We start from the raw sequence: 26,146 nt of genomic DNA, 5'->3' as shown, positions 1-26,146 counted from the left end.
TGCATATTACAGCCTTATTTTCCTGAATGCTGTCGCTAACAGTCCTTATTCGCTCCGATCTAAGCAAAATTTCTCTCCACGATCTGATTAGCCTGTTAATCATCAGCAATATTGATGATTAACAACCAACTTGCAAACGCTAATGATATTGGTAATTATTATCATTAGCGTTTTGTGGGGTGTTCTGTAACGATAAATACGGAGACCCGGGGGGGAGAGATGGCAAGGTTTTCTCTGAAAAACGCTCCCTCCACAGGTTAATGGATGCCGTAGCAAAGGGCCTTATGCGCCCTTTCTTTAAGGAAGAACCGATAGAGCAAAATTCCGTTTATCGTGCAATTGCTGACCCACCAACGCCCGCAATACCAGGACGGAGCCTGGCAACATGGCAATGTCTCTGGCCGTTTATTCAGGAAATAACGCCTCATGCGTTATTGGCAGTCGGGAAAGGGATTTCCCTCTCCGATCAGGGCATTGCTGCGTGGGTAAAACATGATTTGTCTTGCCTGCAACTTCTTATTTGCAAGCCCCGGCGGAATTCCACATTGGCGCAGCGTAATGAGTCGAACGATATCGAAAGTCGGCTCAAAGCGCGTGGCGTGGTTGCGTTTATTTTCAGTTTTAAGTTCAAAGAGCAGAGAGGGATTTTGTTATGCGTATTCTGTTTGTGGGGCCACCCCTGTATGGCTTGCTGTATCCGGTATTATCGCTTGCCCAGGCGTTTCGCGTTAACGGGCATGAAGTGGTGGTCGCCAGCGCAGGGAAATTTGCGTATAAGGCCGCAGAGGCTGGCCTGGTGGTATTTGATGCGCTACCCGGATTCGATTCAGAAGCCGGTTATCGCCGCCAGGAAGCAATACGAAAGAGCAGCCATTTAGGCACCCGAATGGGCCGTTTCTCTTTCTTTAGTGAGGAGATGGCCGATTCGCTGATTGAATTTGCCGGGCACTGGCAACCTGACCTGATTATTTATCCGCCCCTGGGCGTGGTGGGGCCCTTAATTGCGGCGAAATACGGTATTCCCGCCGTGATGCAATCCGTGGGTTTTGGGCATACTCCCTGGCACATTCAGGGCGTGACGCGCGCGCTGGAAGAAGCCTACCGCCGACATGGTGTTGATGCGCCGCCGCGCGACATGGCGTGGATAGACGTCACGCCGCCGAGCATGAGCATTCTGGAAAATAACGGCGAGCCGGTGATCGCCATGCAGTATGTGCCCTACAACGGCGGGGATGTCTGGGAAAGCTGGTGGCAGAGGGAACCTGGCCGGAAACGTTTACTGGTCAGCCTTGGCACCGTAAAGCCGATGGTCGACGGTCTGGATCTTATCTCATGGGTCATGGATTCGGCCGACGATGTGGACGCCGAAATCATCCTGCAGCTATCCACCAATGCCCGCTCCGATTTGCGAAAACTTCCACCCAACGTACGGCTCGTCGACTGGATCCCAATGGGCCTGTTCCTGAATGGTGCCGACGGCTTTATTCACCACGGGGGAGCAGGCAATACCCTGACGGCGCTGCACGCCGGAATACCGCAAATCGTCTTTGGCCAGGGGGCAGATCGTCCCGTTAATGCCCGGGCGGTGGTGGAGCGGGGGTGCGGGATTGTGCCCGACGATGGTGGATTAACCAGCGAGATGATCAATACCTTCCTGGCGAATCCCGCCTTCCGTCACGCCTCTTTGCAGGTGGCCGCCGAAATGGCGGCCCAGGCCAGCCCGTCGGCGGTGGCTGAAAACCTTATCGCGATGCTGAAACACGGCTGACCCACTCATTTTTTATACATAAAGGAGGCTTAATGCCTGCCGCTCAATCTTCCACGCCAGCGCTGTCGTGGATTGTCCGCCTTGCTGGCGTGTGTTGGGAACGTAAGACGTTAAGCATGATTGTCATCGTGGCGTCGGTCTCGACCATTGTTCTGGCCGCTCTGGCGCCGTTATTGACCCGACAGGCGGTTAACGACGCGCTGGCGGGCGACGCCTCGCAGTTGCCGTGGCTCGCCAGCGGTCTGATTTTCATTGCGCTGTTCGATTTCATCGGTAACTACGTGCGTCGCGGCTATGCCGGTGAGCTTTCGCTGTGGGTTCAGCATACCCTGCGGAGCAGGGCGTTCGACAGCATTCAGAAACTGGATGGCGCAGGACAGGATGCCCTGCGCACCGGACAGGTGATTTCACGCACCAACAGCGACCTGCAGCAGATGCATACCCTGTTACAGATGTGCCCGGTGCCGCTGGCGGTGCTGACCTACTACGTGGCGGGTCTGGCCGTGATGCTATGGATGTCGCCATCGATGACGCTGATTGTGGTGGCGGTACTGTCCAGTTTAGCCGTCACGGCGCTGCGCGCCCGGCGTCGGGTGTTTGCCCAGACCGGACAGGCATCGGACAAACTGGCGCATATGACGGAGCATATGCGTGAGGTGCTGACGCAAATTGCCATCGTTAAATCGTGTGTCGCGGAGCTGCGCGAACTGAACTGGCTGGATAGCCAGTCGCGGCAGATGGTGCGGGCGCGTATTAGCGCGGCGATAGCTCAGGCGATGCCGGGGGCCACCATGCTGGCGCTACCGGTACTGGGGCAGATAGTCCTGTTGTGTTATGGCGGCTGGTCGGTGATGACCGGGCGCATCGATCTGGGTACCTTCGTGGCTTTCGCCAGTTTCCTGGCGATGCTAACGGGGCCGACCCGGGTGCTGGCGACCTTTCTGGTGATTGGCCAGCGGACCCGGGCTCCGGTGGAACGGGTGTTTTCACTGATCGATACCCGCCCGCAAATGCAGGATGGCACGCAGTCGGTTGCCGGTAAGGTGGTTGGGCTCCGGCTTGAACAGGTGGGATTTACCTACAGCAGCGGCACCCGGGTATTGCGTGATATCTCCTTTTCTCTGGAAGCTGGTGAGACCATGGCGGTGGTCGGCGCATCGGGATCGGGGAAGTCCACGCTGCTGATGCTGCTGGCGCGGTTTTACGATCCTTCTTCCGGCGCTCTGTGGCTTGAAACGGAGCGGGGCAGACAGAATATTCGCGATCTCAGGCTGGATGAACTGCGGCGCACGGTGGGCGTGGTCTTTGAAGACGCGCTGCTGTTTGCCGGAAGCGTGGCGGAAAATATTGCCTACGGTCACCCGCAAGCCTCGGAACAGGATATCCGGCGCGCGGCCGCGGCGGCCGGGGCGATGGACTTTATCCAGGCGTTACCCCAGGGGTTCGACACCCGGCTGAGTGAGCGGGGCACCAATCTTTCCGGCGGGCAGCGACAGCGCATTGCGCTGGCCCGGGCGCTGATTACCGCGCCCGGCCTGCTGGTGCTTGACGACACCACCTCGGCGGTGGATGCCGGTACTGAAGCCGGGATCAATGATGCACTGGCACGTTATGCCGACCAGGATCATATGCTGCTGGCGATCGCCCGTCGCCGTTCAACCCTGGCGCTGGCCAGCCGGATTGTAGTACTGGATGAAGGGCAGATTGTGGATATCGGCACTCAGGCTGAACTGGAAGCGCGCTGCCCGGCGTTTCGCGCGCTGATGTCGGGCACGGGCGATCGGCTGGAAAAAATACGGGCCGCAGACGCAGATCTATGGCCGGAGCCAGACGCCGCGCCGCAAGCCGTTGTGGATGAGGAGAGCGGCCACGGTTTCGCTGAACGCATGTGCCGCGTGCCGGAAAGCGCGATGCAGCGGGTTCAGGCAGGCAAGGAGCGGCGGCTGAGCTCGCTACTGGCGCCGGTGGCGTGGATGTTTGCGCTGGCGGCGTTGCTGATTGCGCTGGATTCGGCGTCAGGCGTTGGCGTACTGGTGCTGCTACAGCGCGGTATTGATGCAGGCGTGGCCCAGGGAAGTCTGCAAACCATCGGCATCTGTGCGCTACTGGCGCTGGGGCTGGTGATGGTCAGTTGGTGCTGCTATGCACTGCAGACCGTGGTTGCAGCGCGGGCGGCAGAAACTGTGCAGCACAGGGTGCGGCTGCGTAGCTTTGGCCATCTGCTGCGTCTGGGCCTGCCCTATCATGAACAGAACATGGATAGCCGACTGACCCGCATGACTGTGGATGTGGATGCGCTGGCGCGCTTTCTGCAAAACGGTCTGGCCGGGGCGGCGACCAGCCTGATCGCGATGCTGGCTATTGCGCTAACCATGTTCTGGCTCGATCCGGTGCTTGCCATGGTGGCGCTGGGCGCGGTTCCGGTAGTGATTTTGGCTACGTGGCTCTACCGCCGTCTGAGCTCCCCGGCTTATGCTCAGGCGCGTATTGAGATTGGCAAAGTGAACAGTAGGTTGCAGGAGAAAGTCTCGGGGCTTCGGGTGGTGCAGTCCCACGGCCAGCAGGACCAGGAAGCGTCAAAGCTGCGTGCGCTGTCGGACCGGTTCCGGGCCACCCGCGTGCGGGCGCAAAAATATCTGGCCGTTTACTTCCCGTTCCTGACCTTTTGCACCGAAGCCTCTTACGCCGCAGTGCTGCTGGTGGGGGCATCCCGGGTGGCCGGCGGGGAGATGTCGCCGGGGATTCTGGCGGCCTTTTTCCTGTTACTGGGGCAGTTTTACGGCCCGGTGCAGCAGCTTTCCGGCATTGTCGATTCCTGGCAACAGGCTTCGGCCAGCGGTAAGCATATTGATGAACTGTTAGCCACCGAAGGCGCGGAGGAGGTCACGGCGTCGGAACGCTCTGCGGTGACATCGGTAACGGGAGCGCTGGCGCTGGATGAGGTTACCTTCCGGTATCCTGGTAGCAGCAAAGCCGCGCTGGAGCGGCTTAACCTGACGATACCGCAGGGATCGGTGGTGGCCGTGGTCGGGCGCAGCGGGGCCGGGAAATCAACGCTGGTTAAGCTGATTGCCGGACTCTACTCGCCTGACGGTGGCCGGATCCGTATCGGCGAGCAGGACATTACCGCCATGTCGCTGGCCGATTATCGCACCCGGGTAGGGCTGGTGGATCAGGATGTGGCGCTGTTCAGCGGTGATATCGCAGAAAATATCCGCTATGCACGCCCCTGGAGCAGCCGTGCCGAAGTGGAAGAGGCGGCGCGTCAGGCGGGGCTGCTGGAGACCATTCGTGCACTGCCGCGCGGATTCCACACGCCGGTGAACAACGGCGGGGCGGATTTCTCCGCTGGTCAGCGCCAGTTGATCGCGCTGGCGCGAGCGCTGCTTGCCGGGGCCGATATACTGCTGCTGGACGAAGCCACCTCGCGGCTGGATCGCTATTCGGAAGAGGCGCTCATGACCTCGCTGGCGAACGTTGCCCGCAGCCAGGGACGGACGGCGCTGGTGGTCGCCCATCGGTTGACCACCGCCTGCCGCTGTGATGCCATTGCCGTGATGGATGGCGGGCGCCTCGTTGAGTATGGCTCCCATAAAGCGCTGCTGGCGGCGGATGGCCTCTACGCGCATTTATGGCGCGACAGCGTGGGCGACCACGCCGCTCAACCTGTGGCATCGCCGGAAGAGATCGCGGGATAACGATACCGCCATCGGCGCGCCGGTTCGGGGAATCGTCGCGCCGGTTTATCAGCTTTTATGGAAGGCCAATAATGAGACAGTCCACTCCCGCCGTTCCCGACACCATTACCGCTGCCGCCCGAATTCTTGAACAGTTGGCGGCGGGCGGCGTATCGGACAGCGCACAGTTCTGGCACGACGTTGAATCCGTCACTCTTCCCCTGGTGATCGGTGTTGCCGGTCAGCCCGACCAGCGCGACGTCACCTTTGTGTGGCGTTCGGCGGCGTCGCTTCAGGGCGTATACCTGCGCTTAAATCGCATCACGGATAAAGAGCGGGTCGGACAGGGGCTGATGAACCGCCTGCCATCCAGCGATATTTGGTGGCTGACTCTTCGTTTGCCGGCAAGCTACTGCGGATCCTACACCATGACCGAAATCCCTCCCGATACCGCGCCTGAAGCGTTATCGCAGTTGGGCACCCGGTTTACCCCCTTTACTGGTCAGCCCGACTCGCTAAATCGCCAGCCGGGGATCAGGGTGCGGGGAGGCGGGCGGGAGTCGGTGCTGGCGCTGGATCTGGCGCCTGCTCAGGAAGAATGGCGCGGTGATACGCAGTGTGGGCGCGGTGAACTCGTCACCTGGCACCCGGTTATTGCCGGTCAGACGCGCCGCGTGCGTCTCTATCTTCCCGACGTTCCTGACTCTGTGCCTTTGGGGCTACTGGTGCTGCCCGATGCCGAAACCTGGTTTGATTATCTCGGCGTTAGCGGCGCCATTGATGCCGCCATCGACAGCGGGCGTATCGCGCCGCTGGCGGTGCTTGGCATTGATAACGTTGATGAGACCGAACGTAGCGCTATTCTGGGTGGCCGCAGCGAACTGGTGCAGGATATTGCCGAACGCCTTATCCCTGGTGTTCGGGCAAAATATCCGGACAGGGCCTGGGCGGGGCGCGCCCATACCGTGCTGGCCGGGCAGAGTCTGGGGGGCGTAACGGCGCTGATGGCCGCCCGCCATGCGCCAGAAACCTTTGGTGCCGTGCTTTGTCATTCGCCTTCAATGTGGTGGACGCCGGACGGCAGCAGCCGACCCTCGCTGTTCAGCGAACGTGACGACTGCTGGGTAAGCGAGCATCTTCTCTCTTCACCGCCGGACAGCGTGCGGATTCGGCTGTGCGTGGGCTCACTGGAAGGCTCCACGGTTCCCCATGTACGGCAACTGCATCAGCGGCTCTGTGCCGCTGGCGTAGAGAGTCATTGCGTGGTCTATACCGGCGGCCACGATTATGCCTGGTGGCGCGGCGCGCTGATTGATGGCATTGCCTGGCTATAAGAATAAATATCCTCCGGCATAGCCGGAGGTTTTTCAGATGCGCCTATAAGGCTCTCTTACCTGCCGCGCCCTAACAGGCGCATACGATCTGACATTTGCATCAAACTTCGTTACTTACGGCCCGTAAACGGGCTACCTGGATACGGAATCGATAACTGTTCTCCCAGCTTGTCCTGCTCCAGTTGGTGCTTTATGTATTCCTGTATCCTTGCCGTGTTCTTGCCCACCGTGTCTACATAATACCCACGACACCAGAACTCCCTGTTCCTGTATTTGAACTTCAGATCTCCAAACTGCTCGTACAGCATCAGACTGCTTTTCCCTTTCAGATAACCCATGAAGCTCGACACGCTTATCTTCGGCGGGATCTCCACAAGCATATGGATATGATCTGCACAGCATTCCGCTTCCAGTATCTTCACACTTTTCCATTCACACAGCTTTCTTAAGATCTTACCTATCGCCCTGCGCTTCCCTCCATAGAACACCTGTCTCCGGTATTTCGGCGCAAAAACTATGTGATATTTACAGTTCCATCGGGTATGCGCTAAGCTCTTTTCGTCCCCCATTGGGACCCCCTTTTGATTTCTTGTTTAACCCTTGCAGTTGCCAGACCGCAAGGTGTTTTAACAAATCAAAAGGGGTTTATATAACTGATTTATAGCTGAAAGCTTCACGGAACCCCCAGCCTAGCTGGGGGTTTTCTGTATACAACAAAAAAGCCCGCGGAGTTCCGCGGGCATCTGAGGTCAGAACGAGGCAGTTACCCCGGCATAATAAGCCCGCCCCGGCTCGTTATAGGTATTTGCCCCTTCCGAAGAGCGATAAATCCGCTTATCGAGCAGGTTACTGATACCGACATTGAGCCGCAGATTTTTATTAATGTCATAATTCACACTGGTGCCGACCAGCGAGTAGGCGCCCAGCTCTTTTCCTGACAGCCCGTTAGTGGCTTCGCTATTGGTTTCTGCATGCGTTCTGGGCTTCTGCCTGCCATACAGCGTCCAGTTGATATTGGCCGATAGCGCATCGGTAATCGTCCAGTCCAGCGCGGTGTTCACGGTATATTTGGGGATAATCGACAGGGGATTACCGGTCTCTTTCTGTTCAGAGGTGAGCATCCAGGTGGCATTGGTATTCCAGTCCAGAGTCTCTTTCACTAATGGAATCGCCATACTGGCTTCGATACCGTCGATAAGCGCCTTGCCGCCATTTTCCCACTGCAGAATATAAGAGCCGGATGAAGTGCGGCCGAGAATTTCATCACCGGCCACTATCTTGTTTTTATAGTCGTTGCGGAAATAAGTGATGCTGGCGTGATAATCTTCCCAGGCAAATTCTAATCCGATCTCTTTATTCACGCTGATTTCCGGATCCAGATCCTTATTCCCCAGCAGGTAGCAGGAGCCTGATGTGATATCGGAAGGGCAGCCATTGCCTTTGGAGTAAAGCAGGTAGCCTTCGCTGGACTGATACAGATTAGGAGCCTTAAAAGTGCGGGCGATCCCGGCTTTCAGCTTAACGTAGTCGCCCAACTCCTGAGAGATATTCAGGCTGGGGCTCAGATTACCGCCACTTTCGTTCAGATAATCGAAGCGCAGGCCCGGAACAATCTGGGTACCGGGAACAGGTTCAATATTATCTTCAATATAGAGGGCGCTAATCACAGAATGGTTTTTGTCGCTGCGGCTGGCCGGATTACCCGGAATACCGGCGACATTATCGTCCGGCGCGCTGAGCCCGGTGGAGGAGGGGTCTTCCAGTTCATCCCGGCTCCACTCGGCCCCCAGGGTCAGTGTTTGATCGAACAGATAATTTACTGGAATATTCACCTCGCCGCTGGTGCGGTAAGAGGTAAGTCTGTTGGTGGTATACCGCTCATCCTGGGTGATGCGACCCTCACCGCCGCCGGAAAGCCCTTCACCCATTCGGGTATTATGGGTTTTCTCATAGTAAAAACCGAGTCGACTCTGCCCCCAGTCCCAGATGCCATTATGGGTGATACCGTAATTCTGGCGGTACATGCGGTTGGTTTCGGCACCCGATTTCGCCAGCGCCTCTGTTGTGGCGCTGGAAGAGCTGTTCTGCGTATCGCCGGTATAGATATTCCCCTGGCGGCTGTAGCCTGCCTCAAAATCGACAATCTGCGTCGGGGTGATTTTCCAGGAGAGCACGCCGTTAATATCCTTATTGCGAACCCCTTCGCGTCCGGCGGCATTTTTCGCGCCGCCCGTGGAGGAGTTAATATTCCAGCTATCGGCATCGGTCTTATTCAGATTGCCGTAAAGGCGCATCGTCAGTGCGTCTCCGGCCAGTGGCCCGCTCAGGCTGAAATTGGCGCGTTTGGTGTCGCCCTCTTTACTGTTTTCTGGCTGATTGGTGAATAAAGAGAGTGAGCCATGCCAGTCGTTGGTAGGACGTTTGGTAATAATATTCACCACGCCACCGGCGGCGCCTGAACCGTAGCGCGCCGCGGCTGGCCCGCGGATCACTTCGATACGCTCCACCTGCTCTGGCGGAACCCAGTTGCTGTCGCCTCGGGTATCACGCTCCCCCCGCCAGCTATAGCGCACCGAATTTCTGGAGGTCACCGGAACGCCATCGATAAGTATTAAGGTGTTTTCCGGCCCCATTCCGCGAATATCAATTTGTCGGTTATTTCCCCGGGTGCCGGAGGCGCTGTTGCCGGTCAGATTAACCCCGGGCATTTTGCGTATAATTTCCGAAAGATCATTGACCGGAGGGTTCTTCTGAATATCTTCCCGGGTAATAATCGACACGCCGGGCTGCTGTTTTAATACCTGTTCGGCGGTGGCTTCCACCACCATGGTATCGCCGTTACTGGTGGCGGGGTCTGTAGCCGCTGACCCATGGCAGTGGAGGCCAGTTATCAGAAGAGTGACTGGCCACAGCGTAATGTGATTCTTCATAGCTATCCCTAAAAAATGTCTGCTTAACTAAAAAGTGATTTGTTGTTAAGCCCACATTCCCGCCAGGTATTTTTGAAAGAGACGCACAGATCGTTATTATTTTTATGCAAACGATAATGGTTATTAATATCATTCACATAAATGTAAGGCAATGTTTATTCTGAAAATTTCCAGAAATATTCATTTATTATGAGCATGTATGATTTAAATTGTTGTTATTGCTTGATTTTTATTTAGAGAGGAGGCCCGGCACCTGGTGAATCGGTCAATTGAGGTCACTTTTCACACAGCGTCAACACCCTGAACGGGTTTTCCGGTACAGGTTGTAAAACGGTGAATGTCTTGCATGTTATTCACTGAAATCTCCGAATGCGTCTTCAGCTTTGCAATAACGACGAATGAATCCTTCATTCCATCGCTTCATAATTATTTTTATAGCTTTACACCTATATAGTATTTAGCCTATATTTCACAGGGGGTCCCGTGTGGGCGATTAAAACAACGGATACGTTTGATGGCTGGTTTACCTCGCTCAACGATACCGATAGGGCCTGCGTGCTGGCAGCGCTGCTGGTCCTGCGGGAAAAGGGGCCGGGGTTGTCCAGACCTTATGCCGATACGCTCAAAGGCTCCCGCTATAGCAACATGAAAGAGCTGCGTATTCAGAGTCGGGGCGATCCGATACGGGTATTTTTCGCTTTTGACCCGCTCCGTACCGGCATCGTGCTTTGTGCCGGAAACAAGGTCGGCAATGAAAAACGTTTTTACGATGAGATGCTTCCGGTTGCTGACCGGGAATTCACGAACTGGTTGAACACATTAAAAAGAGAAGGAGTAACGCGATGGGCAGAACGCTGGAACAGCTTATTGCGGATGAAAAGCCGGAAGTTGTGGCTGAAGCTCAGGCGATGGCGATGGCGACGGACATCCTGCTCAACATTCACCTTGCTGAACTGCGCGAAAAAGTACAGAAAACGCAGGTCGAAATGGCCCAGGCGCTGGGAGTCAGGCAACCTACCGTTGCAGGAATGGAAAAGCCAGGCCGCGATCTGAAACTTTCCACGCTTAAACGCTACGTCGAGGCAGCAGGCGGCAAACTACACCTTGATGTTGAACTGCCGGATGGTTCTCATTACGGGTTTGTACTGTAGGTGCTGGTGTCAGAGCGTAAAAAGCAAGAAGCCCGCTTAAGTTTCCTTAAGCGGGCTTCTTTAAATATGGCTCCTCTGACTGGACTCGAACCAGTGACATACGGATTAACAGTCCGCCGTTCTACCGACTGAACTACAGAGGAATCGTGTGAACGGGGCGCATAGTAACGGCGTGCCGACGGCTTGTCAAAGGTGGAATCGCGGCAAAAGGTTCGTTTGGCGCTAAAATCGCCAGCCGTTGCGCCAGCGTAGTGCACATCACCCCGTTATGGGGCAGGGGGGATTGACATACTGCGGCGATTTTAAGAGAGCCGGATAATCAGATTTGCTTATTATCCATAAGGTTAGCCTGAATTTCTGGCGATGGCTGTAATCTGGCAACCTTCTTGCAATGCCTTGTACAGAGCCAGACCCTTTCGCACTGGTATCCCGTTCAGGAGGCAAAATGAATCTCAGACGACTGAAGTACTTTGTAAAAATCGTCGATATCGGTAGCCTGACCCAGGCCGCCGAGGTGCTGCACATTGCCCAGCCAGCGCTGAGCCAGCAGGTCGCTACGCTTGAAGGCGAAATGGATCAGCAACTCCTGATCCGTACCCGGCGCGGCGTAACCCCTACCGAGGCGGGAAAGCTGCTCTATGCTCATGCCCGCACCATTCTGCGGATGTGCGACCAGGCGCAGCTGGCCGTCAATAATGTGGGGCAGTCGCTGAGCGGCCCGGTATCTATTGGTCTGGCGCCAGGCACTGCCTCCTCCTCTGTGACCATGCCGCTGTTGCAGACGGTGCGGGCGGAGCTGCCAGATGTGCAAATCTATCTGCACGAAAACAGCGGCGGACAGCTGAATGACAAACTGCTGAACGGCCAGCTTGATATGGCCGTGTTGTACGACAGAGCGCCCACGGCCGGTATTATCAGCCAGCCGCTGCGCAAGGAGTCGCTGTTTGTGGTGGGCACCCAGGGCAACCCTGGCCCGAGCGTGGATCTGACCCAGGTGGCGCAGATGAATCTGCTGCTGCCGCGCGACTACAGTGCGGTCAGGCGCCGGGTGGATGAAGCCTTCTCTCTGCGCCGTCTGACGGCGAAGATTGCGGGCGAGATCGAGTCCATTTCGACCCTGACGGCCGCCATTGCCAGCGGTATGGGCGTGACGGTATTGCCGGAATCGGCGGCGCGTCTGCTGATGGGCGCCGCCGGTGGCTGGATGTCGCGTATTACTTCACCGACGCTGACGCTGCCGCTATCGCTGAATCTTTCAGCGCGGTTGCCGCTGTCGCCTCAGGCCCAGGCGGTGAAGGAGATCCTGATGTCGCGAGTCACCCGGCCGCCGCTGGAAAGTCGCGAGCTGATGCTGGTGGGCTAAGGGAAAGTGCGCGACCGTCGCGCAGGACCGACGGTCGCGCCAGCTCGTTACAGCGCGTAATAAAATGCTTTAACCTGCTGCCAGTCTTGCACTGGAATGGGAGACAGGTATTTTTCCAACTGCCGGAAGTCGTGATTCACGGCCTTACTGCGCACCCAGCGGCGGCGGCTTTTTTCCAGATCCAGAAATCCTGCCTCTATCTGTCCGCTGGTTTTCACAAATATGTGCCGCACATAGCAGCAGCCGTGCTGACGGTTGATGCTGTGCATACCGCGGAACGCCAGCGCAATCTGGCGCAGCATCTCCTGGCGGGTTTCGTCTTCGAAAGGCAGACTGGCATGCTGGCTGTACCACCGATCGATGCTGCAAAAACCTGCCATCTCTTCCGTGACCAGTAGCGCCCGCCACTCACCGTTGCGCTTTAGCGCTTTGCCATAAATGATTTTGGGGACGTTAACACCAGCGCGCGCCAGTTCGTTAAGTACCTGAATCTCGCGCACGATAGTGGGGCGGCCAAACGGGTAGCGCAGTGAGTGGAACAGATGCCGCGTCATACGCTTAACGTACAGTGCCTTACCGTCGCGCTCGATGCGCTGCACGCCGCTCATGCCGTTACGGCGCTGATTTGGTTCTTCCACCCACTCTCCTTCGGTGGCCCACCAGGCATCGAATTCCTGGATTTCTTGCTGTGATAACATAATCAACTCAAATTTAACCAATTTATTAGGATTTACTTATTCGTACAGTTTATCCCACCATTGGGTTGTGATTTTTTGGCGAAAAATGTCGTGATTTAAGTTCTTAATTATAATTATTTGCTAAATTATTGATGATTATAAGAATTACCTTATTTGTTATTTCTTTATGGTATAAATATTGTTTTTTTATTATTTGTTGTTTGGTTAACGGCGCTAAACAATAGCTGAAAACGCGGTTATGGGGGAAAGAGCGTGAATTTTCAGCAGTTAAAGATTATTCGGGAAGCGGCGCGGCGGGACTACAATCTGACCGAGGTTGCCGGTAACCTCTATACCTCACAATCCGGGGTCAGCCGCCATATACGCGAGCTGGAAGAAGAGCTGGGAGTGGAGCTGTTTGTCCGCCGCGGCAAGCGGCTGTTAGGGATGACCGAGCCGGGGCGGGCGCTACTGGCGAGCGCTGAACGCATCCTTAATGAGGCCAGCAACGTAAGGCGGCTGGCCGAACTGTTCAGCAATGACGACAGCGGGGTGCTGACCATCGCCACCACCCACACTCAGGCGCGTTATAGTCTGCCTGCGGTCATCAAACAGTTTCGCGAGTTTTATCCCGGTGTGCGGCTGGCGCTGATCCAAGGAGCGCCAGAGGAGATAGAAGGGCTGCTGCACAGCGGCGCGGCGGATATCGGCATTGCCAGCGAGCGTCTCAATCGCGACCCGGATCTGACGGCATTTCCCTGGCTGCGCTGGCACCATAGCCTGCTGCTGCCACGGGAACATCCGCTGAGCCATGAGATGCCGCTTACCCTGGAGTCCATCGCTCGCTGGCCGCTGATTACCTACCGTCAGGGGGTGACCGGTCGTTCGCGGATTGACGAAGCTTTTGCTCGCCAGGGGCTGACTCCGGACGTGGTGCTGAGCGCTCAGGATTCTGATGTTATTCACACCTATGTCGCGCTGGGGCTTGGCGTTGGTCTGGTGGCGGAGCTGGCCGACAGCGACGATGTCGGGGAACAGCTGGTACGGCGGGATATCCGCCATCTGTTCGGCGCCAATACGGTATGGCTGGGGGTACGCCGCGGTCAGCTACAGCGTAACTATATCTGGCGCTTTATTGGTCTGTGTAATCCCACGCTGTCGCTGGATGATATTAAAGCGCGGGCGTTGAATGTAGACGACTACGCGCCGGATTATCAGATTTAACTTTAGCCAGACTAAAGTTGCTATTCAGTTGAGCGGCCAGCGTGCCGCCATCATAATTCTCTGCGATATCCTTGTTGTCCGTTTTTCAATATCTCTGGTCTGTTTCTTTCCCAATAAATATCGGCAGGTGAGTTATGAAAGCCTCCTCACGCTATGTGTCCGTACGGGCTTTGGTTACGTTTTCTTTTATTTCCGTCATTCTGTTATTGCCCGTGGTGTATGCCCGGGCGACCACTGACACCGTTTCGGTGGTGAAGGCGGTCGAGAGCTGTCCCCTTTATGTTGTGAGCGTAGGACACCACTATTCTGTGCTGCGCTCCATTAATTATCCGCTACAGCAAAATGACCGCCTGATGTTGCGCGATCGCGGTCTGAGCTATCAGAACATCTATATTAAAGATGGCGATAAAAATGCCGGTTTTATGGGCATTTTTGAAATGAGTGATGTGGGTCTTCAACTGGCGGAAAACTTCCAGAATACCCATTGCTAATTGAGTATTATCTCGTGAAAAGCGACGCCATTACGGCGCCTTTTTTGTTTATACCGGCGTCAGGGAAAGCGTGTTGGCCGTTGCCATAAAGCTTTCGCGCAGCTTTTTAATCACCGTATCGTTGCGTCGTGATTTGAGATAAACGCAGTAGGCATGCACCGGGCGAATATCCTGGTCGCTAAAGGGGTGAATCTGAATCGGAATATGGTTTGAGAACTGACGGGCAATCACCTCCGGGCTCAGCATCACCAGATCGGTCTGCGACACCAGAGTCAGGCGATTGGTAATGGACTGAAGGGTAAAGTCGATAGTGATCTTTTCATGTCCCCAGGGGGTCGCCAGATAGTGGGCATATTTAAGCGGTGAACTCATACCGGCCCGCTCGACAAATGACATTTCCTGAATCTGATCCAGTGAGGTGAAGTGTTCTATTCCGGGATGATTTTTACGGCTGACGACCACCAGTGGCGTACTAAATATACGTTCGGTCACAAAGGAGCTTTCGGTGGCAGGCTCCAGTGTCAGTAGTACATCGGCCGCCCGGTTGCGCAGGTTAAGCAGGTTCGCTTCGCTATCGGTCAGTTCCGGCTGCATCATCAGCCGTGACCCGGATGCGGGTAACTGTGTGGCGAAAGGCAGCACCATCAGATATTCCAGAAGTTCGCTGCTGATAATCTTGTAGGTATAGGCGGTTTCCGGCGCCGGGCTACCGGGGGGGCCGATCAGGATATTGCCCAGTTCGGTCATCAGCGGTCGGAACTGCTCGTCCAGCTGTAGCGCCAGCGCCGTTGGTTTCAGGCGCTGGCCGCTGCGATAAAACAGCGGATCTTCCAGCACGGTTTTCAGGCGGGTCATATTCTGGCTAACGGCGCTGGATGAAACACCGAGCAGCTTCGCCGCGCCGGCCACGGTGCCGGTGCTGATAATGGCGTGCAGCGCCTTAAGATGATTAAAGTCGAACTTAAATTCGGAAACGGGAGCGGACATAGTTTCGTTTTCTCGTCGGGTAGCAGAATCTGTTAAGTCTATAGTAGCGGTTATTTATCTCAGCCGGCGCGCTGTCGTGCAGGCGGGGGCGAGAAGAGCCTCTTTGGAGGGCGAGCAGCATGCTCACTGGCGGTGCCGGTTGGCGCCAGCCCGGGAAGGGGGAGGATTTGCCAGAAACCTTGCCAGCGACGCCTTATTCCGGTGAGCCTGGTGCTCAGAGGATGACGCAGCAGGTACAGTCCCAACAGCAGCGCCAGCGCGCCAACAAGCCAGCCGCTCAGGGCAGGCCAGAATGTGTGATTTCCTGCCTGTAGCACCCGTTCCTTTCCGGTCGCCGGGGCAGGGGCGATAGTCAGAGTTTTTCCCGGTAGCGTGTCAACCCGCCAGCGCTGATGGGCGCTGTCCCACCAGCGTAGGGTTAACGGCGGAATCACGACGCTGCCGGGCCGTGAAGGCAGGTAGCGCAGGGTCTCAACGCGTCGGGCGCCAGTGAAATCACCGCGCGGCGTTTGCAGTCGCTGATTATTCCGGGGCAGTAACTGCGTTTCGTTGCCCGGAATGGCGTACAGCAGTTGGGGAATAGCGGCGGGCAGCACCCCCGCACCTTCCAGCGTCACCCGACGATCGATAGCATCGCCGACCCGCAGGGTGTTATCGCCCGGGCGGGTCGCGTGCGGGATGATCTGCTGAGTCAGCTTCAGGTCAGCGGCAGGCAGGAAGCGATCCGGCTGTCGGGTTCCCTTCGGCCAGTGAACTGGACGATTTAGCGGCGCCAGTGCGACGGTATGTGGTGCCTGGCCTGCAGAGGTTAATGTGACTTCGGCAGCAGGCAGATGCAACTGGCCGCTGTCCCATGTGGCGATCAGGCGCTCCATGCGAATCCCGCTCCAGCTTTTTCCGCCCTCGCGGCGACTGACCAGTTGGGTGGCGATGGGCAGACTAAGCACTTCGCCGCCAGAGACGGGTAGCTCCGGCCAGGTGGGCGCCGGATTAAACCAGCTGTCGGTCCAGAATGTGTAGGCCACCCGTACCGGCTGTCCCGGTACCAGGGTATCGGGCGCCACCAGTTCGCGGGTCAGTTGCATATCGGCCCGGGCGGGAAGCGTCAACAGCAGCAACAGGGCAATTAACATTCTCATGGCGTCTCCGGGGTGTCGTTACGATAAAGCGTTGATAACAGGTCAGCGGGGGAGAGCGCCAGGCTGTCGTACCACTGTTCCAACTGGGGCGTGCTGCTGGCGCTCTGGCGCCACACTTTCTGCCGCACGCCCTGCTGGTGGTGCAAATCCTTACGAATGCCATCAGGATCATAATCCATGGTTTTCCCCTGAGCCTGTTGGCGCTCGCGCTCTTTCTGGCGCAGCGCTATCAGGATCCATGCCACCCGTTCCCGATTACTCCAGGCCGGGCGATATTCCGGATCCAGGCTTAGCGCCCGATCGTATTCCGTTAGCGCCTTTTGCCACGCCTTCTGCTTCGCGTAGCTGTTGGCAAGCCAGGTCAGCGACTGCGGGCTGGCGGGGGCCCGGGCGAAGGAGGCCGCGGCCCGGGGATAGTCGCCCGCATAGTAACTGGCGATACCCTGCCACAGCGGATCCTGGTACCGGCGGGCGGCCTGGCGATAACTGCCGTTGTTAAAGGCCATCTCGCCCTGTTGATCCGCCGTTAGCCACCAGTCCATCCATCTGGCGCTGGCGGGGGCGCTATGCAGGGTCAGAGGCAGGGCGACAAGGGCCACCACCAACAGCTGATGGCGGAAAATCAGCACCATGGCCAGCAGCGGAATAATCAGCAGATAGCCGCTATCCTTCCAGCGCAGCCCCTGGCGGGAATGTTGCTGAGTAACCGCCGAGCTGTGAATTTGGTCGCCAATAGCGTGAATATCGTCGTTACCGCTATCGGCCAGGGTAACGCTGATGGACGCGTCGCGCAGCGCCAGAAAGGGCGCTACCTTCAGGCGGGTATCGATCCCGCGACTGTTCCAGGGGGCGGGAAGGTCGCCGCCGCGCTCGCTCCCCACGGCCCAGACCTGGAGCGGCGTGTGACGCTGGCTGAGCCAGTCGGCCTCCTGCTGGCTCAGATCATCGGTAATCACAATGATATTGCGCGCCGCTCCCTGGGGTGGAAAGCTATGTTCCGCCAGGGTAACCGCCTGCCTGAGAGCCGAACCGCTGTGATTCGGCATAATGGCGGGCGACTGGGCCTGTAAATAGAGCGCAAAGAAGTCAGGATCCCGGGTCAGCGGCACCGTCAGATGGGCGCTCCCGCTCCAGGTGACCAGACCAAAGCGGCTGGCGGGCTGCGAGCGCATCAACGCCATGATCTTCTGCTGCATCCGCTGGTTGCGATCCGGCGCCAGATCCCGGGCATACATGGCGGGGCGCTGATCCAGCACGATCATCACGTCACTGTGTAACGCCAGAGCGGGCGGGACATCGCGCTGCCAGCTGGGCCCGGCCTGGCCGATGACGGCGCAGGCGCAGATAATCGGGGCTACCCGCAGTAAATGACGCGCTTTACCGGTGAGCAGACCGGCGGCCAGCGGTTTATCCATCAGGCGGTGCCAGCCGCTCAGGCGCGGGTTTGGCAGAAACCAGAGCACCACGCACAGCAGCAGGCCGAGCAGGCGCCAGGGGTAGAGGAAATGGAAATCGCTCATTGCGGTATCCTCTGTAACAGCGTACGGGAAAGTCGGGTGCACAGCAGTACCAGCAGTCCGGCGGCCATCGGCCAGTGAAACAGCGGCCGGTGCCAGGACCATCCCTGTTTACGTACCAGCGTTGGCGTGGCGCGATCGATATCGCGCCATACCGCTTCCAACGCCGGGCCAGATGCCGCAGCCGCATGAAACTGACCGCCGGTGGCCTGGGCAATACGCTTGAGTAGCGCGCTATCCGGGCGATCGTCGCCACTCTGATTCAGATCGCCGAAGGCGATGGTATGAATCTGGATGCCGTGACGGGCCGCCAGCGTGACGGCCATATCGGGCGGGATCTGCGATGCGCTATCCCGGCCGTCGGTGAGTAGAATGGCCATTTTCTGATGGCTGGCGTTATCGGCCTGGGACAACAGTCGGGTGGTCACGCCGATAGCATCGCCGATGGCGGTCTGCTGACCAGCCATCCCCGGTTTCAGGGTGTTCAGCCGCGCCAGTAGCGCCTGGCGGTCTTCGCTAAGGGGGGCCCACGGCCAGGCGCGGGCGGAGAAGATGACCAGCCCCAGCCGATCGTGGCGGCGTTGGTGAATAAAGGCCGCGCTACTGCTCTGTACTGCCTGAAGGCGCGAGATAAGCTGGTGTCGGGCATCGGTGACGTCCCGCTGGGCCATGGATCCGGAAACATCCAGAATCAGCACCACATCGCGCATCGGCTGGGTGATGTATTCTGGTGGTTCAATATATTCCGGTCGGGCCAGAGCGCAGACCAGCAGCGTCCAGACCACCCAGAACAGCAATTGCGAGGTGCGATCCTGCGTTTCGCTATGGGCGTCGAGCGCCAGCCGGTCCTGAAGCATCGGCAGGTGCGGCATCCTTACGCTCTGGTCGTTTTGCGGCCTGCGGGAAGGCAGGAAGCGCCATACCAGCGGCAGCGCCAGTAATCCCCAGGCCAGCGGCCAGGCAAAAGTCAGATGCGTCAGCCAGTCGCTAAACATAAGGCAACTCCCGCAGCCAGCGACCGATCTGAACCTGTAGCCGCTGATTATGGCTGGCCGTCAGCCGGTTATCGCGCTGGCAGTATTTGTGGCATAGCAGCGCACGCAGCTCATCGTCGACGGGCAGCGGGGCCAGCAGCACTTCCGGCTCCAGTCGCAGCCGTTGGGCGTCGCGCGGCGTGTGGACCAGCAGGATACGTTTAATCAACGCAATCCAGCCGTCGGCGGTTTGCTGCTTTACCAGCAGCGCGCACGCTTCACGGCGCCAGCGATCCCGGCGCCGGTGAGCCAACTGGCGAAGCACGATGATCAGCCCCAGCCCCAGCAGTAACAGCGCCAGCAAGAGCCAGCCTGGCGTTTGCGGAGTCCATCCCACCCTGGGGGGCAGGGCAGGTTCCAGCAACACCGGCACCTGAAAGCCTTTCTCAAGCATCGCCCCCTCCCTGCTGTAGCTGATCAAGCAGATCCCGGCGGGTAACCAGCGGACGAACGCGGATGCCGAGACGCTCCAGCCCCTGACGCAGTTCGGCATGATGATCGATCAGCGCCTGGCGAATTTGCTGGCGCAGGTGAGGATTCAGCGCGATTCGGGTGCGGCGCCCCTGGTAGTGAACCGGAAACAGTCCCCGGTCCGGCAGGCGCAGGTGAACATCGTCGGTCATAATAAAGGCGCTGATGGCGCAGCGTCTTTTCAGTCGGGCGAGCAGCGAACGCCCCTGGGCATCCAGATCGTGAAAGTCGCTGATCAGCGCCAGCCATGCTCCGCGCGGCACCAGGCCCAGCGCCCGCTCCAGCACCCGGTTCAGGCTGATATCTTCATCGGGATCCTGCGGGGCCTGCTGAGCCAGGCGCTGGTTGTAGCTACAGATATCGTTAAATACCGGGCCGAGGTTGCGGGTCGGCGCCTGACTGGCGCGCACCGCTATCTGCGAATCGTTAAAGGTGATGCAGCCCAGGCGATCCTTATCATGCCAGGCGCGCCAGGCATAGAGCCCCGCGGTTATGGCGGCGGCGACCGATTTAGTCTGGCGACGGGTGGAAAAAAACATATCGCTGCGCTGATCGAGAATCAGAAATACCGGGCGTTCGCACTCTTCGGCGTAGCTGCGTATCCAGGGCTGACGCAGACGCGCGGTGGCGCCCCAGTCGATAAGGCGAACGTCATCGCCGGGCTGGTAGCGGCGCAGGCTTTCAAAGTTCAGGCCGCGCCCCTGACGGCGGCTGGTTTTTTCGCCGCCTGGGGTGCCGGGCGCCAGCCAGTCCGGCGGCGATGGCAGGCGATGGGCTTCGGTTTCCAGCGACATCAGATCCCGCAGGGTGACGGTCAGTGCGTTATTCATCAGGGCACCACGACGCTCAGAAGCGTGGCGATAACATCGTCGGCGCTGTAGTTATCGGCGCTGGCCTGGTAGCTCAGCAGAATACGGTGGCGCAGCACGGCGGGGGCCACGGCCTGAATATCCTCTGGCTGTACGGCGTCTTTGTCGTTCAGCCAGGCGTGGGCCCGGGCGGCGCGATCCAATGCCAGGGTGCCGCGGGGGCTGACGCCCAGGGCGATATAGCTGGCCAGGATATCGCTGACGCTGCGCGGATCGCGGGTCACGCAGACCAGGTTAATAATGTACTCTTCCATGGCCGGAGCGACGTAGACATCGGCGATGGCCTGCCGACACTGGTGCAGTCTTTCTGCCGTCAGTTGCAGTTCAGGAGCGCTGGATTCCACGCTTTCATTCGCCTTTTGTTGCTCTGCACGCACCAGCGCCATCACCTGGCGTTCGTGCTCCGCTGAGGGATAATCCACCAGCACCTTCATCAGAAAGCGGTCCAGTTGGGCTTCCGGCAGCGGCCAGGTGCCCTCCTGGTCAACGGGGTTCTGGGTCGCCAGCACCATAAATGGCGAAGGCAGCGGCCAACTGTTGCCAGCTACGGTGACATGGCGCTCTTCCATGGCTTCCAGCAGGGCGGACTGTACCCGGGCCGAGGCGCGGTTGATCTCATCGGCCAGCACCAGGTTGCCGAAGACCGGGCCGGGGCGGAAGCTGAACTGCTCGTCGGCCGACGTGGCGTGCTGCTGATAGATTTCGCTGCCGGTGATGTCGGCGGGCAGCAGGTCCGGCGTAAACTGAATGCGGCGGAATTCGCCGTCGAGATGGCGCGCCAGTTCGCGAACGGCGCGGGTTTTGGCAAGGCCGGGCAGCCCTTCCAGCAGAATATGGCCGTCGCACAGCAGGGCGATAATCAGCATACGAACCAGCGACGGCTGACCGAGTACCTGCTGGTTTATCTGTTGCTCCAGCTGTAGAAGAGTATGTTGAAGCTTCATTGCATTTCACCTGTGGTTTGACGTTTGAGTAGCGTGGCAATGCCCGCCAGGATAGGGGAGGCGTAGTCGAAAAAGGCGCGAATGCCGGGGCACAGATAGTTAAGGCCGGTTTCGCCCTGCGGGCTGCGCACCAGGCGGTTTTTCGGGCATTCGCCCCAGCATAGTTTCAGATGCGGGCACTGCCGACAGTACTGCGGCAGCGTATCGCGCTTACCAAAGCCGAAGGCCTGCTGGCGTTCGGAGATAGCCATACGGGCCAGGCTGTTATCGTGAATATTGCCCAGCTGATATTCGGGGTAGACGTAGTGGTCGCAGGAAAAAATATCGCCGTTCTGCTCAATCGCCAGCCCTTTGCCGCAAAATTCGGCGCTGGTGCAGATCTGGGAAGGCATCCCCAGGGTCTGGGCGACGGCGGTTTCGAACAGGTTGACCTGAACCCGGCCCAGATCGTGGTTCACCCACTCTTCGAAGGTGGCGATCAGGAATTTGCCCCAGTCCTCGGGATCCACAGACCAGTCGGTCACGATGGAATCCAGGTCGCCCGGTCTGGCACGGCGACTGCCGATGATCGGGATGCTGTCATCACGCCAGAACTGCGGGGCGGTATGGTCAAAAGTGACCGGCTCCACGCACGGATTGAACTGAATATAGGTTGCGCCCAGCTCCTGGGTTAAAAAGCGATATACCTCAAGGGGAAAGCGGGCGTTGGTCCGGTTGACGGTCACCAGGGCGTTAAAGGGAACCTGGTGTTTTTTCAGGGCATCCACCCCTGCCATCACGCGGTCAAACGTGGGACCGCCGCTACGGGTCAGGCGATAGCGATCGTGCAGTTCACGCGGGCCGTCGATAGACAGCCCCACCAGGAAGCGGTGCTGCTTTAAAAAGGCCGCCCACCGATCGTTAATCAGAATGCCGTTGGTCTGGAGATCGTTTTCGATCCGCTGTCCCGGTTTCTGATACTTATTCTGGTAGCGTACGACCTTGTGAAAGAAGTCCAGTCCCATCAGCGTAGGCTCGCCGCCCTGCCACGAGAAGACCACCTGTTCGCTATCCTGACCTTCGATGTACTGGCGAATAAAGCGCTCCAGCGTTTCGTCGCTCATACCCCGGTTCCGTTCCTGCTTCAGTAGCTGCGATTTGTGCAGATAAAAGCAGTAGCTACAGTCGATATTGCAGCGGGAGCCTGTGGGTTTGGCCATCACGTGAAAGCGTCTTTTCCATCCAGTCCCTTTGCCGCTGTAGGCTTCGGCTTCGGGGAGAGCCCGTACGGGTAGCGTGGTGCTGTGCTTCATAATCAACCTCGGGAGGGGGATGAATCGGGCGCGGCAGCGCCCGAGGGGGTGAGACTTACTTGCTTACCGCACTGCCCTGAGCCAGCATGCTGCGGACATCAGAGACGGTAAAGGAGCCCGGCTTCTGGCGCGGCGGGAAGGCTTTAAAGCTCTTCAGCATATCGCCGACCTCTTTCTGAGCGCCGCCCAGCAGGAACAGACGGTCATAGAACCAGGTGTTGTAACCCATGCCCTGGTCGCCTTTTTCCAGCGGATCCACTTCCAGATCGAAGATCAGCGGCACGCGCAGCTTAACGAACGGATACTTCCACAGATCCAGACCGGTATGCTGCTGAATCATAAAGTGGGCTTTCCAGTGGCCGTAGCGCATGGCCAGCAGATCGCCGTCATCGCTCCAGTAGAAGAATTCGTTACGCTGGTCTTTAGCCTTGCCCTGCAGGAAGCCGAGCTGGTTGTAGCCGTCCAGGTGTACCTTGTAGGTGATGGCCGGAGTTTTATAGCCTTTCAGCAGCTTGCCTTTGATATCCGGCTCGCCGGCTGCCGCCACCAGGGTCGGGAACCAGTCATAGCTGGCGAACATATCGTTGATCACCGTACCGGCCTGGATATGGCCTGGCCATTTGACCATGGCCGGAACCCGGAAGCCGCCTTCCCAGCCGGTGTTCTTCTCGCCGCGGAACGGCGTGATACCGGCATCCGGCCAGGTGGCGGTCATCGGGCCGTTATCGGTGGTGTAGATAACGATGGTGTTATCTTCAATACCGAGATCTTTAATTTTCTTCAGCACCTCGCCCACCATTTTGTCATGCTCCACCATGCCGTCGGCATAGTCGCCCAGGCCGGTCACGCCCTGGCTGTCATCCTTCAGGTGGGTTTTGTTATGCATACGGGTGGTGTTGAACCAGGTGAAGAACGGCTTACCGGCTTTAACCTGACGCTCCATAAAGTCGTTATTGGCCGCCAGGGTCTCTTCGTCCACGGTACCCATACGCTTCACGGTCAGCGGCCCGGTATCTTCGATTTTGCCGTCGGCCGTGCTCTTAATCACGCCGCGCGGACCGAACTGCTTACGGAAGGCGGGATCTTTCGGGTAGTCCGGATTTTCCGGCTCTTCTTCGGCATTCAGGTGATACAGGTTGCCCAGAAACTCATCGAAACCGTGAGCGGTAGGCAGGAATTCATCGCGATCGCCCAGGTGGTTTTTACCAAACTGGCCGGTGGCGTAGCCCAGCTGCTTAAGAATGCTGGCGATGGTGGGATCTTCTTTCTGCAGCCCCTGGGGCGCGCCGGGCATGCCGACTTTACTCAGCCCGGTGCGAAACGGCATCTGGCCGGTAATAAAGGCGGAACGACCGGCGGTGGAGCTCTGCTCGGCGTAGTAAGAGGTGAATTTTGCCCCGGCGCTGGCGATGCTGTCGATATTCGGCGTTTTGTAGCCCATCATTCCCTGGTTATAGGTGCTGAGGTTCCAGTAACCGATATCATCACCGAAAATCACCACGATATTCGGTTTAGCCGCGTTCTGTTCCGGTGCGGTTTTAGGGGCCGCCGCGTGAGCGGAAAACGAGCCGCATGCCACTGACAGCAGGGTGGCGATCATCGTTTTGCCAAAAGCAGATTTTTTCAACATGAGCATTAGCTCCATTTATTGGTGTGGCTCAGGACGCACCCGGCCGCGCCCTGGGCTGCGTAAAATGCGGCCTGGCGGTTCGGGGGTCTGTATACGTCATCGGAGAGTGTTGGAATATTGTATGACCGGGCTCAGCAGTGCTGGCGGTGGGTCGGGGCTAAGCATACGAGGGGGAAGAAAAGGCGGCAACTTAATAGGTGGTTAAGCGCCGCTAAATATAGAGAGGGTAAAAGGCCGGTTATTTAACGGTTGGTTAATATTAAAAGGGCCTGGAAGCGGTTAAATACCGCTAAACCAGTTGTAGCCCTGATCTTCCCAGTAACCGCCGGGATTGGTATCGCTGACGAAAATGGCGGCGATATGCTTGGCGTTTTTGAAGCCCAGTTTGGTCGGCACCCGCAGTCGCAAGGGATAACCGTACTCTTCCGGTAATGCTTTACCGGCAAAATCCAGCGCCAGAATGGTTTGCGGATGCAGCGCGGTAGCCATATCGATGCTGGAGTAGTAGCGATCCGCACATTTAAAGCCAACGTAGCGGGCGTTGAGATCGGCGCCGATATGCTGGAGGAAGAGCTTCAGCGGCACGCCTCCCCACTGGCCGATGGCGCTCCAGCCTTCAATGCAGATAAGCCGGGTGATCTGGCTTTGCTGCGGCAGACGCTGTAACTGTTCCAGCGTCCAGGGCGCTTTTTTCTCGACCTTGCCGGAGACTTCCAGCCGGTAGTCGGCGAGATCCACTATCGGGGTGTTGTATTCCGGATAAAAGGCATTAAACGGAAAGGGATCGGTTATCTGGTCCGGGCGATAAGTCTGAGCCAGGCGCTGGCCGCTGAACAGCCAGGACTGAACCCTGTCGTTCCAGCGTGACATGGCCCACAGCACTTTGTCGACCCGATCGCCATCCTGCATATCGCATCCAGTCAGCATCGCCACGCCCCCCAGCGTCAGGCCGGAGCGCAGCAGTAACCGGCGCTGTAGATTCACCAGCTGCTTTTTCTGATCCGGCTCCAGCGCGGGTGCGCGGCGGGATGGGTTTTTATCCTTCACGTTTGCCTCCTGACAGCATGGCCCACAGCGTGGACGGAACAACGATCACCATCAGCACGTGGATGATGACAAACAACCCGATACCCGCCATGGCCAAAAAGTGGACATAACGTGCGATATCAAAACCGCCGAATATCGCCACCAGCCAGTACAATTGTACCGGCTTCCAGATAGCCAGCCCGGAAAGTACCAGCAGCAGACCGAGCACCAGTACACCGAGATACATCAGCTTTTGAATCGCGTTGTAATGGCCGTGGCGGTGGCGCAGCCGCAGCGTTAACGTCAGCCAGATATCCTGTCGCAGTGCGGCCAGGCGCAGCGGCAGCAGGTCGCGGCGCAGGTGGCCGCTAAACAGGCTCCACAGCAGATAGCACAGGGCGTTGAATACCAGCAGCCACATCACCGCCAGATGCCAGCCAATCGCGCCGCCCAGCCAGCCCCCCAGCGTCACCGTCGGGGGAAAGCGGAAGTCGAACAGCGGCGAAGCGTTGTAGATTTCCCAACCGCTCATGAACATGCAGACCATGGCGAACAGATTCACCCAGTGGGTAAGCCTGACTGGCCAGCGATGCACTGGCCGCGACGCGTTGGTTTTCATGCA

The 26,146-nt window shown here is 58.0% G+C and carries 21 protein-coding genes, 1 tRNA gene and 1 pseudogene; 8 read left to right on the top strand and 15 right to left on the bottom strand.

Annotated elements, in window-relative coordinates:
* Nucleotides 1-652: 652 nt before the first annotated feature.
* The 3 genes from SCU88_RS16610 (at nucleotide 653) to SCU88_RS16600 (ending at nucleotide 6,779) form a co-directional block, all read left to right on the top strand.
* Nucleotides 653-1,768 carry a glycosyltransferase gene (locus SCU88_RS16610; RefSeq protein WP_138098189.1) on the top strand — a complete coding sequence of 372 codons (1,116 nt, stop codon included), beginning with the start codon at nucleotides 653-655 and terminating at the stop codon, nucleotides 1,766-1,768.
* Between the two features lie 32 nt (nucleotides 1,769-1,800).
* Nucleotides 1,801-5,466, top strand: coding sequence for a salmochelin/enterobactin export ABC transporter IroC (gene iroC, locus SCU88_RS16605; RefSeq protein WP_175341064.1), 3,666 nt, complete (start codon nucleotides 1,801-1,803; stop codon nucleotides 5,464-5,466).
* 71 nt (nucleotides 5,467-5,537) lie between these two features.
* A complete protein-coding gene (locus SCU88_RS16600) occupies nucleotides 5,538-6,779 on the top strand; it encodes an alpha/beta hydrolase-fold protein (RefSeq protein WP_175341063.1) in 1,242 nt (413 codons plus the stop codon).
* 110 nt (nucleotides 6,780-6,889) lie between these two features.
* Here SCU88_RS16600 and tnpA read toward each other — a convergent pair whose 3' ends face one another.
* The gene (gene tnpA / locus SCU88_RS16595) at nucleotides 6,890-7,348 is read right to left on the bottom strand and encodes an IS200/IS605 family transposase (protein WP_175342350.1); all 459 of its coding nucleotides are present in this window, start codon (nucleotides 7,346-7,348) and stop codon (nucleotides 6,890-6,892) included.
* A gap of 180 nt (nucleotides 7,349-7,528) precedes the next feature.
* Nucleotides 7,529-9,709 (bottom strand): FepA family TonB-dependent siderophore receptor, encoded by a 2,181-nt coding sequence (locus tag SCU88_RS16590; protein WP_175342223.1) that lies wholly within the window; start codon nucleotides 9,707-9,709, stop codon nucleotides 7,529-7,531.
* 483 nt (nucleotides 9,710-10,192) lie between these two features.
* Between SCU88_RS16590 and SCU88_RS16585 the strand changes: the two are divergent.
* Nucleotides 10,193-10,540: pseudogene (locus tag SCU88_RS16585) on the top strand (type II toxin-antitoxin system RelE/ParE family toxin); the annotation flags it as partial.
* An 11-nt stretch (nucleotides 10,541-10,551) separates the two neighbouring features.
* Nucleotides 10,552-10,860 carry a helix-turn-helix domain-containing protein gene (locus tag SCU88_RS16580; protein WP_175342224.1) on the top strand — a complete coding sequence of 103 codons (309 nt, stop codon included), beginning with the start codon at nucleotides 10,552-10,554 and terminating at the stop codon, nucleotides 10,858-10,860.
* A 67-nt stretch (nucleotides 10,861-10,927) separates the two neighbouring features.
* Here SCU88_RS16580 and SCU88_RS16575 read toward each other — a convergent pair.
* Nucleotides 10,928-11,003 (bottom strand) — tRNA-Asn (locus tag SCU88_RS16575).
* A gap of 302 nt (nucleotides 11,004-11,305) precedes the next feature.
* On the opposite strand from SCU88_RS16575, the gene nac reads away from it, so the two are divergent.
* The gene (gene nac, locus SCU88_RS16570; RefSeq protein ID WP_138098182.1) at nucleotides 11,306-12,223 is read left to right on the top strand and encodes a nitrogen assimilation transcriptional regulator NAC; all 918 of its coding nucleotides are present in this window, start codon (nucleotides 11,306-11,308) and stop codon (nucleotides 12,221-12,223) included.
* 47 nt (nucleotides 12,224-12,270) lie between these two features.
* Here the strand turns inward: nac and inaA are convergent, their stop codons facing one another.
* Nucleotides 12,271-12,921 (bottom strand): lipopolysaccharide kinase InaA, encoded by a 651-nt coding sequence (gene inaA / locus SCU88_RS16565; RefSeq protein ID WP_175342225.1) that lies wholly within the window; start codon nucleotides 12,919-12,921, stop codon nucleotides 12,271-12,273.
* A gap of 252 nt (nucleotides 12,922-13,173) precedes the next feature.
* Between inaA and cbl the strand changes: the two genes are divergently transcribed.
* Nucleotides 13,174-14,124, top strand: a complete 951-nt coding sequence (cbl, locus tag SCU88_RS16560; protein WP_138098179.1) for an HTH-type transcriptional regulator Cbl — start codon at nucleotides 13,174-13,176, stop codon at nucleotides 14,122-14,124.
* A 134-nt stretch (nucleotides 14,125-14,258) separates the two neighbouring features.
* The gene (locus tag SCU88_RS16555) at nucleotides 14,259-14,615 is read left to right on the top strand and encodes a hypothetical protein (RefSeq protein ID WP_175342226.1); all 357 of its coding nucleotides are present in this window, start codon (nucleotides 14,259-14,261) and stop codon (nucleotides 14,613-14,615) included.
* A gap of 48 nt (nucleotides 14,616-14,663) precedes the next feature.
* Here the strand turns inward: SCU88_RS16555 and SCU88_RS16550 are convergent, their stop codons facing one another.
* The 11 genes from SCU88_RS16550 to SCU88_RS16500 all read right to left on the bottom strand — a co-directional run bounded on the left by SCU88_RS16550 (nucleotide 14,664) and on the right by SCU88_RS16500 (nucleotide 26,143).
* Complete coding sequence (locus SCU88_RS16550) at nucleotides 14,664-15,602, bottom strand: LysR family transcriptional regulator (protein WP_175342227.1); 939 nt, start codon at nucleotides 15,600-15,602, stop codon at nucleotides 14,664-14,666.
* A 59-nt stretch (nucleotides 15,603-15,661) separates the two neighbouring features.
* Nucleotides 15,662-16,741: a BatD family protein gene (locus SCU88_RS16545; protein ID WP_175342228.1), complete on the bottom strand. Its 1,080-nt coding sequence runs from the start codon at nucleotides 16,739-16,741 to the stop codon at nucleotides 15,662-15,664.
* On the bottom strand, nucleotides 16,738-18,261 hold the full coding sequence (locus tag SCU88_RS16540) for a VWA domain-containing protein (protein WP_175342229.1): 1,524 nt from the start codon (nucleotides 18,259-18,261) through the stop codon (nucleotides 16,738-16,740). Before SCU88_RS16540 ends, SCU88_RS16545 begins: the two co-directional genes overlap by 4 nt.
* Nucleotides 18,258-19,253 (bottom strand): VWA domain-containing protein, encoded by a 996-nt coding sequence (locus SCU88_RS16535; RefSeq protein ID WP_175342230.1) that lies wholly within the window; start codon nucleotides 19,251-19,253, stop codon nucleotides 18,258-18,260. The genes SCU88_RS16540 and SCU88_RS16535 overlap by 4 nt, the downstream gene beginning before the upstream one ends.
* The gene (locus SCU88_RS16530; RefSeq protein ID WP_138098168.1) at nucleotides 19,246-19,686 is read right to left on the bottom strand and encodes a DUF4381 family protein; all 441 of its coding nucleotides are present in this window, start codon (nucleotides 19,684-19,686) and stop codon (nucleotides 19,246-19,248) included. Before SCU88_RS16530 ends, SCU88_RS16535 begins: the two co-directional genes overlap by 8 nt.
* Complete coding sequence (locus SCU88_RS16525) at nucleotides 19,679-20,593, bottom strand: DUF58 domain-containing protein (protein WP_175342231.1); 915 nt, start codon at nucleotides 20,591-20,593, stop codon at nucleotides 19,679-19,681. The genes SCU88_RS16530 and SCU88_RS16525 overlap by 8 nt, the downstream gene beginning before the upstream one ends.
* Complete coding sequence (locus SCU88_RS16520) at nucleotides 20,593-21,576, bottom strand: AAA family ATPase (RefSeq protein ID WP_175342232.1); 984 nt, start codon at nucleotides 21,574-21,576, stop codon at nucleotides 20,593-20,595. Before SCU88_RS16520 ends, SCU88_RS16525 begins: the two co-directional genes overlap by 1 nt.
* Nucleotides 21,573-22,868: an anaerobic sulfatase maturase gene (locus SCU88_RS16515; RefSeq protein ID WP_175342233.1), complete on the bottom strand. Its 1,296-nt coding sequence runs from the start codon at nucleotides 22,866-22,868 to the stop codon at nucleotides 21,573-21,575. The genes SCU88_RS16520 and SCU88_RS16515 overlap by 4 nt, the downstream gene beginning before the upstream one ends.
* Nucleotides 22,869-22,923: 55 nt before the next feature.
* Nucleotides 22,924-24,498: a sulfatase-like hydrolase/transferase gene (locus tag SCU88_RS16510; protein ID WP_175342234.1), complete on the bottom strand. Its 1,575-nt coding sequence runs from the start codon at nucleotides 24,496-24,498 to the stop codon at nucleotides 22,924-22,926.
* Between the two features lie 279 nt (nucleotides 24,499-24,777).
* On the bottom strand, nucleotides 24,778-25,545 hold the full coding sequence (locus SCU88_RS16505; protein WP_138098158.1) for a molybdopterin-dependent oxidoreductase: 768 nt from the start codon (nucleotides 25,543-25,545) through the stop codon (nucleotides 24,778-24,780).
* A complete protein-coding gene (locus SCU88_RS16500) occupies nucleotides 25,535-26,143 on the bottom strand; it encodes a cytochrome b/b6 domain-containing protein (RefSeq protein WP_175342235.1) in 609 nt (202 codons plus the stop codon). Before SCU88_RS16500 ends, SCU88_RS16505 begins: the two co-directional genes overlap by 11 nt.
* Nucleotides 26,144-26,146: the final 3 nt, after the last annotated feature.

This window comes from Jejuibacter sp. L23 (genome assembly GCF_050815825.1).
GTDB classification, from domain to species: domain Bacteria; phylum Pseudomonadota; class Gammaproteobacteria; order Enterobacterales; family Enterobacteriaceae; genus Jejubacter; species Jejubacter calystegiae.
This window is presented reverse-complemented; position numbering and strand designations above follow the sequence as displayed.